Origin of the sequence: Actinoallomurus acaciae (assembly GCF_042429965.1) — a bacterium.
GTDB lineage: Bacteria > Actinomycetota > Actinomycetes > Streptosporangiales > Streptosporangiaceae > Actinoallomurus > Actinoallomurus acaciae.
Map to the genome: position 1 here is coordinate 1 of NZ_JBHLZP010000362.1, position 15,003 is coordinate 15,003.

Below are 15,003 nucleotides of genomic sequence, written 5' to 3' on the forward strand. Positions count from 1 at the left end.
CGGCGCCTGGTCGCGCGTACGGACGTTCCTGTCCGGGGCCTCGCCGGAATACCTGGGCACCCTCTGGGTGGAGACCATCGGTGACGCCGCACAGCTGACACCCCCGAAAACCTGCGGAACATGATGGACCACGCGACGACATACGGCCGCCACCACCACCGATGACACACCACCCGACACAGCCACGGAACGGATCGGCAGCCCCCCGCAGCGCGAAATCACCCTGACGAGCACAACGCCCCGTCCAACCACGTACTCAAGGCAACCAAGATCGACCAATACGTCGAATCATTCTGATTCGAGTCCTTAGGGCATCGGAAACCCTCCGGGCCTTCGGAGTCGGAGGGTTTCTCTCTTGGGGTTGGCAGTCGCGGCTGGGGCCGATGGTCGGTTCGCGGCGGAGTTCTCCGGTCAGCGGATCGTGTCGAGTTCCGCGCGGATCGATGGGGGCAGGTCGTAGGTCACGCCGTCCATGGCCTCGTCGAGTTGGGCGACCGTGCTCACGCCCAGGACCGGTGTGATCGGTGGGTCGCCACCCGCCATCCAGGCGAGGACGAGTTGGTTCGGTGTGATGCCGAGCGACCCGCTCAGCCGTCGTACCGTCTCCAGTCGGCGGGCATTGTCCGCGCCGCGGTACTCCGGTGCCAGCTCGCGGTCCTCCCGTGTGTACGTGCCGCCGAGCAACGGCGAGTATCCCTGCAACAGGATGTCGCCCTGCGCCGCCGTGTACTCCAGCAGCGGACCGTCGATCGCGCGCTGGGGCGAATAGTCCACGTTCGGGTCCGGCAGCAGGTACGTGTGGCGCAACTGGATGATCTCGTACGGTGCCCAGCCGTGCTTCGCCGCCGTCTCCCTCGCCGCCGCGAAGCGTTCGGGGCTGATGTTGCTGGCTCCGAGCATTCCGACCGAGCCGGCCTTCACCAGCGCGTCGAACGCCTCCGCGGTCTCCTCCAACTCGGTGTCCGCGTCGTCGACGTGGGCGAAATACACGTCGAAACGGTCGGTGCGCAGGCGTTCGGCGCTGCGGGCGAACTGCTCGTGTATCACCTTCGGGCGCAGGCCCTCTGCGGACTCCGGCCACGGCGAGCCCGGCGGCTCGGGGCGGGAGCCGACCTTGGTGGCCAGCAGGATCTCCTCGCGGACCCCGCGGTCCTCCATCCAGCGGCCGATGACCTCTTCCGACTCCTCGCCGGTGCCGCCGTCGGCCCAGAAGCAGTAGCAGTTGGCCGTGTCGATCAGGCGGCCGCCGCGTTCGAGGTAGCGATCCAGCAACCGCCGCGCGGTGTCCTCGGGGACCGTCGTGCCGAAGTACATCGTGCCCAGGCACATCCGGCTCGCGTCGTGGCGTACGGCGCTCATGCGGATGCCTCCATTTCGCGGGAGCGTACGGCGGTGCTCCCGGTCAGTTCGTCGAAGAGGGCAGCATAGCGATCGAGGCACCCGGCCACCCCGAACAGTTCCCGGGCCCGCGCCGCCCCGGCCTTCCGTCGCTCAGCGTCCCACGTCGCGGTCTCCAGCAGGGCCGCGCGGAGCGCCACGGGGTCGCCGACCGGGACGATCCGGCCGTGTCCGGTCGCCCGTACGGGATGGCGTCCGCCGGGCAGGTCGGTGGTGACCGACGGGATGCCGCACATCATCGCCTCGGCCTGGACGATGCCGAACGACTCCGCGACCGATGGCAGCGCGAAGACGTCGATCGAGCGGTAGAAGTCGTCGATCTCCTGGCCTCCGAGCAGGCCGAGGATGCGGATGCGCGGGTCGCGGTCCGCGGCGGCCCTGATCTCCTCGATGACGCTGCCGCCCGCGACGGTCGTGTAGTCGCCGCCGATGAGCAGCCGGGCGTCGGGGTCCTCGACGCCGTCGAAGGCGGCCAGCAGGTACGGCAGACCCTTGTCGGGCACGATGCGACCGAGGAAGCCGATGTGCAGCCCGCCGGAGTCGCGGTAGCGGGGCTCGCCGCCACGGCGGTCGGCGCACGGCGCCGCGATCGCCCGCCGGTCGGTACGGCGGAGCACGCGCCACAGCTCCGAGTGCTCCGCCTGGTCCTCGCTGTTCACGACGACCGCGTCGCTCCAGCGCAGGGTGAGCGCCGCCGATCGCCGGGCGGCCGCCATCGCCGCGCGGTTGACCGGCCCCGGCGGCAGCCACAGGTCGATGTGGTACGTCGACACGACCGGCACCGGGGAGCGAGCCGCGATCGCCGCCGCCTCCAGCATCGGAAGGTGAAGGTGGAGGACGCGCGAGCGGCGGGCGATCCGCCGTACGGTGCGGGGGAAGGCCGGGCTGACCAGGCCCCGCCCGATCGTGGTGAGCACCGGTACGCGGTACACGTCGACGCCGTTCAGGCGCTCGACCGGCGGCAGAGCCGGGTCGTGGCGGCAGGCGACGACGGCGACGCGCCGGCCCCGCGCGGCCATCCCCTCGGCGACCACGCGAGCCACCTCGGTGAGCCCGCTGACGTAGGGCGTGTAATAGTTGACGGCCACACACAGGTCGTAGTCGTTCACGGCAGCTCTCCGATGGTGTGTCGTACGGCGAGGGGACGGCGCGCACGGCGCCCGGCCCAGGTGCCGTAGGCGAAGGCGATGACGTCGGCCGAGGCCAGCAGCAGGCGGCTGCCCAGCGCGGCGACCGCCGCCTCGGCTGGTGGCAGGCAGGAGGTCAGCGCCAGGGCCAGCACCGACTCGCGGATCCCGATGCCGTCGGGGACCACGACGACGAGGCTGCCCAGCGCGGTGCTGAGCGCGAACCCGCCCAGGCAGGGGATCAGAGCGGACTCCCAGCCGGCGCCGAGCGCGACCGCGAGCACCCACAGGTGCGCCCCGGAGACGAGCCAGGACGCGGTGTTCAACAGCACGGACCGGCGCAGAGTGTCACGGGGGACGGCGGTCAGGCGATGGCCGATGACGGGCACCCGGCGCGCCAGGCCGATCGCCGCGGTGACCGCGTACGGCGTGGCCGCCAGGAGCGCGCCCGCGGCGACGGCGCCGAGTACGGCGAGAAGCGGTCCGGCGGCGGCCAGCACCGCCACCGGGGCGCCGACCGCCACGCCGGTCACGATCGAGACCGCGGCGTAGACGCCGAACGCCGCCGCGATCTGGGCGGTGGTGATGCCGGTCGCCTCGGCCAGCCGCGCCTGCAGGATGACCGACCACATGACGCCGGGCACGTATTTTCCGAGCTGGCCCGCGGCGAACAGACGTACGGCCTGTGCCCGGCTCAGCGGGCCGGACAGGTGCCGCAGCGGCTCGCGCCAGGCCAGCGCGGTGAGCCACAGTCCGGCGAGCAGGGGGACCTCGGCCACCAGCAGCCAGGGGCCGATCCTCGCCACGGTCCCCGCGACGTCGGCCGAACCGGACGTGCACGAGCGGACGAGGAAGGCCGCGCTGGCGGCCAGCACCACGATGGTCACCGTACGGCGAGCCCAGCGCCGCGCGGCCGTCACGACCGCTCCTCCACCACGGCGTCCATGAGCTGGACGCGGTGGTCGGAGGTCCCCCAGGGGTCCAGCAGACGGTAGTGGCGAGCGCTCAGGCCGTCGCGCGTGAACATCCAGTCGAGCCGCCAGAGCCGGATCGGGTGGTGGGCGTTCCACGACAGCGGGACGGCGCTCCCGCCGGCGAGCGCGGCGTCCGCCCCCAGACCGGCCGCCTTGCGCAGGTCGCCCATTGACGCGGTCGTGTTGAGGTCGCCGGCGATCACACCGGGCGAGGTGTCGGCCCCGGCGCTCCCCCGGACGGCCCGGTACGTGTGCGCACGGTCCCGCGCGCGCTGCCGGAGAGTCGCCCAGAAGCGGCCGGACAGCGGGCTCGCCGTCGGGTCGAGCTGGGCCGGGACGTGCACGTTGTAGGTGGAGAACCGCACGCCGCGCGGCGTCGCCAGGTCGACCCGGAGCAGGTCCTGGTCCGTCGTCGACGGCACGCCGACGACGGGGAGCCGGGACACCGTCACGAGCTGGCCCTTGATCACGATGTGATAGCCGGGAAACGCCCGGTCCAGTGCGGCGCGGTCGTCGATGGCGACCACTCTGCCGCCGTCGTCGCCCAGGTACTCCGACAGCAGGTACACGTCGGCGCCGAGACCGCGCAGCCGGGAGTAGAAGGCGCCCGGGTCCTCGCCCTGGTGCCAGTACTCGGTGTTCCAGGCCACGACGCGCACGCGTTCGCCCGTGTGCGGCGCCCGGTGCCACAGGGCCTGAGGAAGCAGTCCTGCCTGCGGGAGGGCGAGGACGAGACCGGCGAGCGACACTGCGGCCGACGCCCTCGTACGCAGCCGGCGCACGAGCCCTCCGGCCAGCAGGGTCAGGCATCCGATCGGGTAGGCGAGCGGCGGTACCAGCGAGAACACCAGCCACGGCCACCAGCGTCCGGAAAGCAGGAGGTTCAACAGGACGAACAGCGTCCACACGGACGCCAGGACGAGAACGACCCGCGCCGGCCACGCCGGCCGGTGTGGCCGCGGGGCGGCCGGCGCCGGGGTCGTCTCGACGGTCGTGTCGCTACTCACCCGACGCACCGCCCGGTGCGACCACCGCGGGTGTCCCGCTGTTCGCGTACAGGCGGCGGAATCGGCCGGACACCAGCCAGCGGCACACGCCGACGCCGGCGGCGGCCGCGGTGGTCAGGCTCATCAGCGGGTGCAGGCCGACGAAGACCGGCAGGAAACGGGCGCCGCGCCGACGATGGGCGAAGCCGAACAGCCGGCGTTCGACGACCGCGAAGGCGGCCAGACCCGCCACGCCTGCCACGCCCAGCGCCGCCGACCACCACACCAGCGGCAGGCAGACGACCGCGAGCGCGACACCCGCGGCGGCCACCGGCCGGTAGGCGGTCTCGCCGAGCCGGGGCCGGCCCCGCCCCCGTTCGGCGAACAGCGCCACCAGGGGCACCGAGCGCTGGAACTGCTTGCGCAGGAGCACCGACAGGCGGTCGTCATCGTCGTGCCGCCCGACGACGGCGGGGCTGAGCTCCAGGCGGGAGACCTGTGCCGTCCGGGCGCCGTACTCCACGTCCTCGGTGACGCGGAGCGTCTCGTCGAGCGGACCGACCGCGTCGAAGACCGAGCGCCGGATCGCACCGAGCGAGAAGAAGGCGGCGTGGACGGGGCCCGCGCCCCGTACGCGCCAGAAGTGGCCGTGCAGGACCTTGTACCGCTCGATCACGCCGTCGTCGATGAGCGGCTCATCGTCGTACACGCCGCACACGAAGCCGAGTCCTGGGTCGTCGGCCAGCATCCGCACCGCATGCTCGATCGCGTCGGGCCGCAGCGCGATGTCGGAGTCGACGAAGAAGACGACGTCCCCGCTGCTCCTGGCGACGCCGAGGTTGCGGGCGGCCGAGACGCCACGGTTGGCGGTCCGTACGACGGTGCAGGCGTAGGACCGGGCGATCTCCACCGAGCCGTCGGTGCTGCCGTCGTCGACCACGACGATCTCCGCGGGCGCGTGGGTCTGGGCCAGCACGGCCTCGATGCAGGCGCCGAGGGTCTTGGCGTAGTTGTAGTTCGGGATCACCACCGATACGTTCACCGGCGGCCTCAGACGCTCAGGCCGACGATGAGCAGGCCGAGCCACAGCACCGCGTTCACCTGCGTGGCGCGGTCGCGGGCCAGGTCGCGGCCGGGTTCGCCGCCGGTGTCGTGGATCACCACCAGCTGGAGGTAACGGGCGCCCGCGAACACCGCGAACGGCAACGTCAGCATGGCGATCATCGGATGGCCGAACGTCATGTCGCTCCGGACGAAGAGGAAGTAGCCGACGACGGTCGCCGCCAGCGCGACGACCATGAGGCTGTCGAGTAGGCCGACGGAGTACTGCCGCAGCGACGGCCGGTGGTCGTGCGCGTCGGTCGCCTCGAGGTGGGCGGACAGCTCGTGTCGGCGCTTGCCCAGGCTGAGCAGCAGGCAGGAGAAGTACACGCAGATCATCAGGTCGGCGTCCGGCGGCACGCCGGCCGCGACGGACCCGGCCGCCACCCGGAGCACGAAGCCGACGGCGACGATGCTGATGTCGACCAGCGGCTGATGTTTGAGCCCCAGGCAGTACGCGAGGTTCAGGGCGAGGTACGCGCCGACCAGCAGCCGCGCGTCGAGGGGCAGGAGGATCAGAGCGGCGCCCAGGAGCACCGCGCAGAGCGCGGCCAGCAGCACGGCGCCCACCGGGCCCACGGCTCCGCTGGCGAGCGGGCGGTTGCGCTTCTCCGGGTGCAACAGGTCGCGCTCACGGTCGAGCCAGTCGTTGAGTATGTAGACGACCGAAGAGGCGGCGGTGAAGGCGGCGAACGCCGCGACGATCGGAATCGGGCGGTGCGCGAGCCGATCGGGCGCCAGCGCGAGCGGCGCCACGAAAACGAGCGCGTTCTTGACCCATTGCCGCGGACGCATGAGACGCAGCATTCCGCGGATACGGGGATATCGCGTCGGCACCACGATATCCCCGACGGCCGGCTCCAGACCGATCTCAGCGCAGACTGAATTCTCCATGAGGGGCTCCCTGAAATCAGTTCCTGTGTTTCCGGATCGCGAATCGACGAAGACCGGTGTGCGGGAAGAATTCGGGGTCAGCAGAAGGCCTTCGCGAGGCGGAGCGCGCCCTGCCGCCACGCGTCGCGGTGCGTGCGGCCGATGGTACGAGACCGGCTTCCGGCCTCCCGCCACCACGCGTAGGTGCGCAGCAGCGACTCCTCGTTGCCGTACTCGGGCGCGAAACCCAGCCGCTCGGCCGCCTTGTCGACGGCGACGAAGGAATCGCGGGTGAGCTTGTGGATCAGTCGTGCGTACACCGGCGACAGCCGGAGAGCGGCGAGAACCCGCAGCGCGGCGACGGCGGGCAGCACGGGAAGGGCGCGCACCCGGCCGCCGCGGCCGGCCGCGTCCAGCACGGCCTGGAACTCCTCGCCGATGCTGCCGAACCGGTCGGCGCCGATGTTGAACGTGTCGTCGACCTGGGCGTCCGGCAGGGTGCAGGCCGCGCGTACGGCCGCGCAAAGGTCCGCGACGTCGAGCATCTGCGCGCGGTTCCTCCCGCCCCCGAGCAGCGGGAAGTCGCGCCCTTCGTCGGCCCACTCGAACAGCATCGCGAACAGGCCGAGGCGATTCTCGCCGAGGAACGTCTTCGGCCGCAGGATCGGGGCGCACAGCCCGTCACGCCGCGCCCGTTCGACCAGGACCTCGGCCTCGCGCTTGGCGGCGCTGTAGGGGTCCACCGGTTCGCAGGGGTAGTCCTCCGGTGTCGGGCACAGCCGCGGCAGGCCGTACACGGCGGTCGAGGAGACGTGCACGACTCTGCCGACGCCCGCGCGCTTCGCCGCCGCGAGGACCGACTCGGTGCCCCGTACGTCCACCGCCGCGATCTCGCTCGCGCTGTAACTCGGCAGAGCGGCCGCGGCGTGGACCACGACCTCGATCCCGCGGAACGCCTCCGTAAGGCTCTCGGTGTCACGTACGTCGATCCGGCGGAACACGTCCGGCGTCGGGCCGACGGGCGGCCGAATGTCGATTCCCAGCCATTCGACGTCGTCCCAGCCGGCGGACAAAAGGGCTGACCCGAGCATTCCCGAAGACCCGGTGACGGCAACGCTTAACGGTTGCACCATTATTTCCTCTACACCTTTTTCGTGATTGATCCCGTTTCCGGCGGATCCAGAGTAAGACGAGCCACGGCTCCGCTGTCAACCCTGCTACCGGTCGGTAGAAATCCGTAAAATTGAGTTAACAGAGTCTCCGCAGTTGACGGCCGATAGTTACATCAAGGTGAAGCTTAGTTTTCTCCGACCGCACCGATGTTTCGAGAAGACAATTGACTTTTCGGGGCAGGCCGCCGCCGATATATCTGTGCTTCACGAGCCGAGCGGCACCGCCGTATCGCGCGACCATGGCCGCCGGTTCACAGCGGTTCGGTAGTGTCCCGCCGCCAGAGCCGCCCCACGCCCCGACCGTGCGGGGTGTCCTGCGGTGGTAGCGGTGCGGCTCGGTCTCCGGCAGCTCGTGCGTGGTGCCGTCGTCACCGGGGGTCAGGCCGGGAGCTGTTGGATGACCTCCTGGGCGAGGGTGACTGCCTCCGCCTTGGTCCTGGCATAGGTGAAGTTGGTGCCGCGCAGGGCACTGGAGCCGCGGACCGAGGACGGATAGTCCGCTCCACTCCACTCGATGTCGATGACCACGTTGCGGACCATGACCACGACCTCGGCCCCCGCTATGTAGTACCTCTTCGGGTGCTGCACGGGGTGACCGTGTACCACCTTCATGTCGACGTAGTCGGTGGTGCGTGCGGCCAGGGCCTTGTCGCCGAGGCCGGACACGGTCTCCGCGCTGCTGTGGAACCTGGGGTTCTCGAGGTTCTTCTCGTCGGCGGAGAACTGGGTGCCGGCGTCGGCGACGGCAGCGGCGTCCCCGGAGCCGCTGCCGGTGTTGATGTCCAGCGTGAGGTAGCGGCCGGTCGCGGTGTTGATGTCCTCCCACCTGCAGCGCTGATGGTCGGCCGAGGAGTCCTTGTCCTTCAGCGTGATCGAGCGTGGGACGGCACCGCCGTGCCGACCTTCCTGCACATCCCGGACAGATCCGAGACGGTCTTGGCCGTCGGGGCGGGGCTCGGCGAGGCCGCCGTGGCCGGTGGCATGGCATGGTGCCGATGGTCGTCGTTGGTGGAGAACACCACGCCGAGCAATGCGATCAACGCGACCACCACGATCGCCACCGGCCCGCCGACCAAGACGAGGCTCGACCGTCCCTCGCGGCGGCCCTGCGGGGGCCGTCCCGGTGCGGCGGCCGCCCCCATCGGCGCTGCCGGATAGGGGAACCCGGGCGGTTGGGCCGTCGGCGGGGTGTGGCCGGACGCGGCGTACCGGGTCGGAACACCGGGCGTCGGCATGCCCGCCCCCGGCCCGTTCTCCAGCACCGTTCGCGGCGGCCCGCTCTCAGCGGTCGGCGGCGTGCCCGGTGGCAGTGGGGAGACGAACGTCTGCGGCGGCAGCTTGGACGCCCACTGGGAACCGACCATCTGGCTGACCGCGGTCTCCGGGTCGGTCTCGCCGATGAGGTCGACGAGCAACTGCTCGGTGCCGGGCCGCCGCGCCGGGTCCGCGTCCAGCGCGGCTATGACCAGTGGGCGCAGGTCGTCGGGTATGCCCGTCAGGTCGTGCTCGCCCTGGTGGGCCCGGACGGCGAGCACCATCAGAGTGCCCTCCCCGTACGGGTGGCGGCCAGTGGCGGCGTAGGCGATGAGGGTGCCCCAGGTGAACACGTCCCCGGCCGTACCGACCTGGTTCTCGAAGACCTGCTCGGGCGGGATCCAGCCGGGGCTGCCGACGATGAAACCGGTCTGGGTGTGCTTGGTGTCGCTGTCGAGGGCCCGGGCGATGCCGAAGTCGATGACCCGGGGCCCGCCGGCCGAGAGGATCACATTGGCGGGCTTCAGGTCCCGGTGCACCAGCTTGGCCGTGTGGATGGCGGCCAGCGCGGTGGCGATCCCGGCGGCCAGCGCGCGCAGCGGCTCGGCGGGCAGCGCACCGTGCTCGGCGATGTAGTCCGACAGCGACGGGCCCTCGATGAACTGGGTCACCAGGTACGGCCGGCCGTCCGACTCGCCGTGGGCCAGCACCTTCGCCGTACAGAACGAGGCCACCCGCCGCGCGTTGGCGATCTCGCCGGCGAACCGGGCCCGGAACCCGGGGTCGATCGCCAGCTCACGGCGGATGACCTTGACCGCGACCGGTGCGCCCTCGGGCGACCGGCCCAGATAGACCGCGCCCATGCCGCCCTCGCCCAGCCGTCCCTCCAGCCGGTAGCGATCGATGATCTGCGGATCGTCGGGGGTCAGCGGATTCACAGGGGGCTGCCTTCGGCGCAGAGGAACGGGACAGACGCCTGCGAGCCTATCGATCACCCCAAGAGTCGCTATCCGCCGCTGATGTTCACTTCCGCCGGTTCGGTCGGGGAGCTCTGCGGCGGGTGGTCTCGTCCCAGCCGCCGTCAGCCGCCGGTCACTTGGGGGGCGTGGTGGAGTACGAGTGCGCGCCGGCGCCGGCCAGGTGGCCTCCGTCGACGATCAGATACTCCTCTCGGATGGGTGTGCCGGTGAGCCAGGCTTCGAGGATCTCGCGGGTCCCGGCCGCGTACCGGGCCTGGGCGGACAGCGACGAGCCGGAGATGTGCGGGGTCATGCCCTGGTGCGGCATGGTCCGCCACGGGTGGTCGGGCGGGGCGGGCTGGGGGAACCAGACGTCTCCGGCGTAGCCGGCCAGGTGGCCGTCGCGCAGTGCGCGGTCGACGGCGTCGCGGTCGCAGATCCTGGCGCGGGCGGTGTTGATCAGGTAGGCGCCTCGTTTCATGGTGCCGATCAGCTCGTCGTCGAACAGTCCCTCGGTCTCCGGATGCAGCGGCGCGTTGATCGTGACGACGTCGCAGTGGGGCACCATGTCGGCCGCGCTCTCGTGGAAGGTGAGGCCGAGTTCCTCCTCCACGGACTCCGGGAGCCGGTGCCGGTCGGTGTAGTGGAGGCCCACGTCGAACGGCTTGAGCCGGCGCAGGACGGCCAGGCCGATGCGGCCGGCGGCCACGGTGCCCACCTGCATGCCCTCGATGTCGTAGGAGCGGCTCACACAGTCGGCGATGTTCCAGCCGCCGTCGAGGACCCACTGGTGCGAGGGCAGGTAGTTACGGACCAGCGACAGCGTCATCATCACGACGTGCTCGGCGACGCTGATGCTGTTGGAGAAGGTCACCTCGGCGACGGTGATGTCGCGAGCGAGCGCCGCGTCGAGGTCCACGTGGTCCGAGCCGATGCCCGCGGTGATCGCCAGCTTGAGGTTCCGTGCCTTGGCGATCCGTTCGGCGGTCAGGTAGGCGGGCCAGAACGGCTGGGAGATGACGACGTCGGCGTCCGGCAGCTCGCGTTCGAACGTCGAGTCCGCGCCGTCCTTGTCGGAGGTGACGACGAACGTGTGGCCGCCGCTCTCGAGGAAGGGCCGCAGCCCCAGCTCACCGGAGACGCTGCCGAGCAGGTGACCGGGCGTGAAGTCGACGGCGCGCGGGGACGGGACCGTCTGCCCACCCGGGTAGTGATCGATGCGCGGCAGGTCGTTTCGTGGGTACGAGGTCGGGTAGCCGTCGACGGGGTCGTCGTACAGGACGCACAGCACCTTGGCCATGAGCGGACTCCTTCGCCTTTTTCCGCCAGCTGCCATCGACTTTCCTCGCCGCCGTATAGGCCGTCAAAGCGAAACTCACTATGACGCGATAGCGCGTGTCTATCAGTGCGGGGAATTCACCGGCGGCGGAGAAAGATAGGTCTTCAGCAACGCGTCCAGCGCATCGCCCACGCTCATCTCCCCCGCCAGTTGGAGAAGAGCCCGGGCCTGCATCGAGACCGGGCTGCGGTCGGCGATGACCAGCCCGATGCGCGGGCCGCGCTTCGGGCGCGCCATCGGCACGACGCGCATGCCCTCCGGCACCCCGAACATGTGCAGCCAGGCGTGGGAGATGACGCTCGACCAGCGCCGGCTCATCAGGTGCACGTACAGTCCGGCGACGGTGTCGGTCTCCACCGCAGGCAGCACGGTCACCCCGTCGTCCGCGAAGAACTCATCCATGATGCGGCGATTGCGCATATCCGGAGTGAGCAGGCACAACGGCAAATCGGCGATATCCCTCCAGCGTGCCTCCGTTCGCGAAGCCGATTCGCCGTCGACCGGAGTCAGCAGGAGATAACGCTCCTCATACAGCGGAGTCTTACGCGCGTGCAGCAGTTCGTCGTCGTCCAGATAGGTCATCGCGGCGTCGAGTTCGAACTCGGTCAGGCGATGCGAGATCTCCCGCGAGGACAGCGACTCCAGCCGAACCCGCGCCTGCGGGTGCCGCTCGCAGAACGGCGTCGTCAGCAGCGACGCCGCGGTGAGCGCCGTCGGGATGACGCCCAGCCGCAGCGTCCCGGTCAGCCCGCCGCGCATCGCCGACAGGTCCTGGGTGAGGGCATCGCGCTCGGCCAGGATGCGGTGCGCCCACACCAGCACCCGCTCCCCCTCCGGAGTCAGGCCCTCGAAACGCCGTCCCCGCTGCACGATCGGCACGTCCAGTTCCCGCTCGAGCTTACGAATCGCGGCCGACAATGACGGCTGCGACACGTGACAGGCGTCCGCGGCCCTCGCGAAGTGCTGCTCACGGGCCAGCGCGACCAGGTACTCCAACTGACGCAGCAACATGACAGACCATCGTCATCGACCCGCTCGGCGTCCGGCAACCGATGGACTCCGGTGACGATCGCCGGTACGGCCGGTTTCCGGTGCCTACACCTTCTGGTTCGGCTCCACGGCCGCCAGGAGAGATCGGGTGATCTCGCCCGCGCGGATCGCCGTGTTGGACAGGAGGGTGGAGCTGAGGCCGTGGGTGTGCTCGGTGGCGCCCTGGAGGTAGATGCCGCAGCGCACGTCGGCGGGGGCGGCGACGCGGTAGTCGCGGTCGACCGCGGGCTTGCCGTCGGGCAGTCGCAGGCAGTGTTCGCCGAGTTCGCCGAGGAGCGTCAACGGGTCGCGGCTTCGGTAGCCGGTGGCGCAGACGATCGCGTCGGCCTCCAGAACGGTGTGTTCGCCGGTCGGCAGGAACTCCACCACCGCGCGTACGCCGCCGGGGTGCTCGGTGAGGTCCACCAGCCGTGAGGCGCCCAGGATGCGCAGGCGCTCGACTCCGTTGACCTTCTCCTGGTACGCGCGCCGGTACAGCTCCTCGATGAGCTCCAGGTCGACGACCGAGTAGTTGGTCGACCCGTGGTAGTCCAGCAGCATCCGCTTCACCTCATCGGGAGCGGAGTGGAAGTGGTCGACCGCCGCCGGGTCGAAGATGCGGTTGGCGAAGGGGCTGTCGTCGGCGGGCGTGTAGCCGTACTTGGTGAAGACCGCGCACACCTGCGTGTCGGGGAACGTCTGGTGCAGATGGTCGGTGACCTCGGCTCCGCTCTGCCCGGCGCCCAGGACGATCAGCCGTTTCGGGGCGTTCAGCGACGGGATGCGGCGCAGGAGCTCGGAGCTGTGCCAGACGCGCTCGCCGAGGGTGACCGAGGGCGGCAGCACCGGCTCCAGGCCGGTGGCGATGACGAGGTTGCGCGCCCGCCGGGTGACGAGGTCGCCCGCGGAGTCCCGTACGACGACCTCACCGGCGACGACCTGCCCGTCCTGGACGACCGGGCGGACCGTGACGACCTCGGCGCCGTACTCCACCTGGTCGCCGAAGTCGGCCGCGGCCCACTCGAGGTAGTCGTGGAACTCCACCCGCGAGGGGAACATCGTCTTGTGGTTGATGAAGTCGACCAGCCTGCCGCGGTCCCGCAGGTAGTTGAGGAAGCTGTACCGGCTGGAGGGGTCGCGCATCGTCACGAGGTCCTTGAGGAAGGACACTTGCATCGTCGTCCCCGCGATGAGCGAACCGCGATGCCAGCCGAAGGCCGGCTGTTTCTCCAGGAAGACCGAGTCGAGTCCCGTCCCCTGTTCCCGGAGCGCGATGGCGAGGGAGAGGTTGGACGGGCCGAAGCCGATACCCACCAGATCATGGACGTGCTCAACGGTGCTGGACATGGAGACCCTTTCGCGCAGCCAGGCAGGCAGGTAGGTTAGGCGAGCCTAATGAAGGTAAGGCTTACCTACATTTCCCGTCCAGAGGAGGACGCCCATGCGGGTCGTGATGTTCGGCTACCAGACCTGGGGACATCGCACGCTCCAGGCGCTGCTCGACTCCGACCACGAGGTGGTCCTCGTCGTCACGCACCCCAAGAGCGACCACGCGTATGAGCGCATCTGGAGCGACTCGGTCGCCGACCTCGCCGCCGAGCACGACGTCCCCGTCCTCATCCGGGACCGGCCCGACGACGAGGACCTCCTCACCCAGTTGAAGAACGCCGACCCCGATGTGATCGTCGCCACCAACTGGCGCACCTGGATCCCGCCGCAGATCTTCGACCTCCCCCGCCACGGCACACTGAACGTGCACGACGCGCTGCTCCCCAAGTACGCGGGTTTCTCCCCGCTGATCTGGGCGCTGATCAACGGCGAGAAGGAGGTGGGGGTGACCGCGCACATGATGAACGAGGATCTCGACGCGGGCGACATCGTGTTGCAGCGGGCCGTCCCGGTCGGGGACCGCGACACCGCGACGGACCTGTTCCACAAGACGCTGGAGCTGTTCGGCCCGATCACCGTGGACGGGCTGGAGCTCATCGCGTCCGGCCGGACCGACTGGGCGAAGCAGGACCGCTCCCAGGCCAGCTTCTTCCACAAGCGGGCCGAGGAGGACAGCCGCATCGACTGGACCTGGCCGGCCGAGGACCTCGACCGCCTCGTACGGGCCCAGTCCGACCCGTACCCCAACGCGTTCACCCATTACCGGGGCGAGCGCGTCCGGGTCATCAAGGCGTCGGTCTCCGAGGGCGTCTACGGCGGCACGCCCGGCCGGGTCTTCATCCGCGAGGGCGACGGTGTCGTCATCGTCGCCGGCGCCGAGGCGCGCCGGGGCCGCAGCCACGGCCTGCGGATCGAACGGGTCCGCACGGACGACGGCACCGACCTGCCCGCCACCGAGTACTTCCACACCATGGGCGGCTACCTCACGTGAACGACCCCACCGCCCTGCTCGCGGATCTCGTCCGCATCCCGAGCGTCGGTGGTTCTCCGGCCGAGGTACGGATCCAGGAACACCTCGCGGGCTGGATGCGCGACGCGGGGCTGGAGGTCGACCACTGGCCCATCGACCTCGGCGCGCTGACCGCACGCCCGGACTTCCCCGGCGTCGAGGTCGCCCGCGCCGAGGCGTGGGGGCTGGTCGGGCGGCTGCCGGGCACCGGCGGCGGAGCATCGCTGATGTTCAACGCGCACGTCGACGTGGTCCCTCCTGGCGAGCCGTTCGCCTGGACCGGCGACCCGTTCGGCGGCCGGGTCGTCGGCGACCGGATGTACGGCCGCGGCGCGTGCGACATGGGCGGCGGCCTCGCCGCGGCCCTGACTGCCGTCGCCGGGCTGCGCGATG

Annotated in this window: 14 protein-coding genes; 2 read left to right on the top strand and 12 right to left on the bottom strand. The window is 70.6% G+C overall.

Going from position 1 to position 15,003, the window contains the following annotated elements; genetic code table 11:
* Positions 1 to 411: 411 nt before the first annotated feature.
* The 12 genes from ACFFNX_RS34425 to ACFFNX_RS34480 all read right to left on the bottom strand — a co-directional run bounded on the left by ACFFNX_RS34425 (position 412) and on the right by ACFFNX_RS34480 (position 13,559).
* Positions 412 to 1,359, bottom strand: a complete 948-nt coding sequence (locus ACFFNX_RS34425; RefSeq protein WP_378210092.1) for an aldo/keto reductase — start codon at positions 1,357 to 1,359, stop codon at positions 412 to 414.
* Positions 1,356 to 2,507: a glycosyltransferase family 4 protein gene (locus ACFFNX_RS34430; protein WP_378210093.1), complete on the bottom strand. Its 1,152-nt coding sequence runs from the start codon at positions 2,505 to 2,507 to the stop codon at positions 1,356 to 1,358. The genes ACFFNX_RS34425 and ACFFNX_RS34430 overlap by 4 nt, the downstream gene beginning before the upstream one ends.
* Positions 2,504 to 3,445, bottom strand: a complete 942-nt coding sequence (locus tag ACFFNX_RS34435) for a lysylphosphatidylglycerol synthase domain-containing protein (protein WP_378210094.1) — start codon at positions 3,443 to 3,445, stop codon at positions 2,504 to 2,506. The genes ACFFNX_RS34430 and ACFFNX_RS34435 overlap by 4 nt, the downstream gene beginning before the upstream one ends.
* Positions 3,442 to 4,506 carry an endonuclease/exonuclease/phosphatase family protein gene (locus ACFFNX_RS34440; protein WP_378210095.1) on the bottom strand — a complete coding sequence of 355 codons (1,065 nt, stop codon included), beginning with the start codon at positions 4,504 to 4,506 and terminating at the stop codon, positions 3,442 to 3,444. The genes ACFFNX_RS34435 and ACFFNX_RS34440 overlap by 4 nt, the downstream gene beginning before the upstream one ends.
* On the bottom strand, positions 4,499 to 5,527 hold the full coding sequence (locus ACFFNX_RS34445; protein ID WP_378210096.1) for a glycosyltransferase family 2 protein: 1,029 nt from the start codon (positions 5,525 to 5,527) through the stop codon (positions 4,499 to 4,501). Before ACFFNX_RS34445 ends, ACFFNX_RS34440 begins: the two co-directional genes overlap by 8 nt.
* A gap of 8 nt (positions 5,528 to 5,535) precedes the next feature.
* Positions 5,536 to 6,381, bottom strand: a complete 846-nt coding sequence (locus ACFFNX_RS34450) for a UbiA prenyltransferase family protein (RefSeq protein WP_378210097.1) — start codon at positions 6,379 to 6,381, stop codon at positions 5,536 to 5,538.
* A 176-nt stretch (positions 6,382 to 6,557) separates the two neighbouring features.
* Positions 6,558 to 7,592 carry an NAD-dependent epimerase/dehydratase family protein gene (locus ACFFNX_RS34455; protein ID WP_378210098.1) on the bottom strand — a complete coding sequence of 345 codons (1,035 nt, stop codon included), beginning with the start codon at positions 7,590 to 7,592 and terminating at the stop codon, positions 6,558 to 6,560.
* 417 nt (positions 7,593 to 8,009) lie between these two features.
* The gene (locus tag ACFFNX_RS34460; protein ID WP_378210099.1) at positions 8,010 to 8,543 is read right to left on the bottom strand and encodes a hypothetical protein; all 534 of its coding nucleotides are present in this window, start codon (positions 8,541 to 8,543) and stop codon (positions 8,010 to 8,012) included.
* Entirely contained in the window at positions 8,495 to 9,823 is a 1,329-nt protein-coding gene (locus tag ACFFNX_RS34465; protein ID WP_378210100.1) for a serine/threonine-protein kinase, read from the bottom strand. The genes ACFFNX_RS34460 and ACFFNX_RS34465 overlap by 49 nt, the downstream gene beginning before the upstream one ends.
* Positions 9,824 to 9,977: 154 nt before the next feature.
* A complete protein-coding gene (locus tag ACFFNX_RS34470; protein ID WP_378210101.1) occupies positions 9,978 to 11,144 on the bottom strand; it encodes an NAD-dependent formate dehydrogenase in 1,167 nt (388 codons plus the stop codon).
* A 102-nt stretch (positions 11,145 to 11,246) separates the two neighbouring features.
* The gene (locus tag ACFFNX_RS34475; protein ID WP_378210102.1) at positions 11,247 to 12,194 is read right to left on the bottom strand and encodes a LysR family transcriptional regulator; all 948 of its coding nucleotides are present in this window, start codon (positions 12,192 to 12,194) and stop codon (positions 11,247 to 11,249) included.
* A gap of 84 nt (positions 12,195 to 12,278) precedes the next feature.
* Positions 12,279 to 13,559 carry a lysine N(6)-hydroxylase/L-ornithine N(5)-oxygenase family protein gene (locus tag ACFFNX_RS34480; RefSeq protein WP_378210103.1) on the bottom strand — a complete coding sequence of 427 codons (1,281 nt, stop codon included), beginning with the start codon at positions 13,557 to 13,559 and terminating at the stop codon, positions 12,279 to 12,281.
* A 94-nt stretch (positions 13,560 to 13,653) separates the two neighbouring features.
* Between ACFFNX_RS34480 and ACFFNX_RS34485 the strand changes: the two genes are divergently transcribed.
* The gene (locus tag ACFFNX_RS34485) at positions 13,654 to 14,592 is read left to right on the top strand and encodes a methionyl-tRNA formyltransferase (RefSeq protein WP_378210104.1); all 939 of its coding nucleotides are present in this window, start codon (positions 13,654 to 13,656) and stop codon (positions 14,590 to 14,592) included.
* The coding region (locus ACFFNX_RS34490; RefSeq protein ID WP_378210105.1) for a M20 family metallopeptidase at positions 14,589 to 15,003 on the top strand (415 nt) is incomplete at its 3' end. The genes ACFFNX_RS34485 and ACFFNX_RS34490, both read left to right, overlap by 4 nt.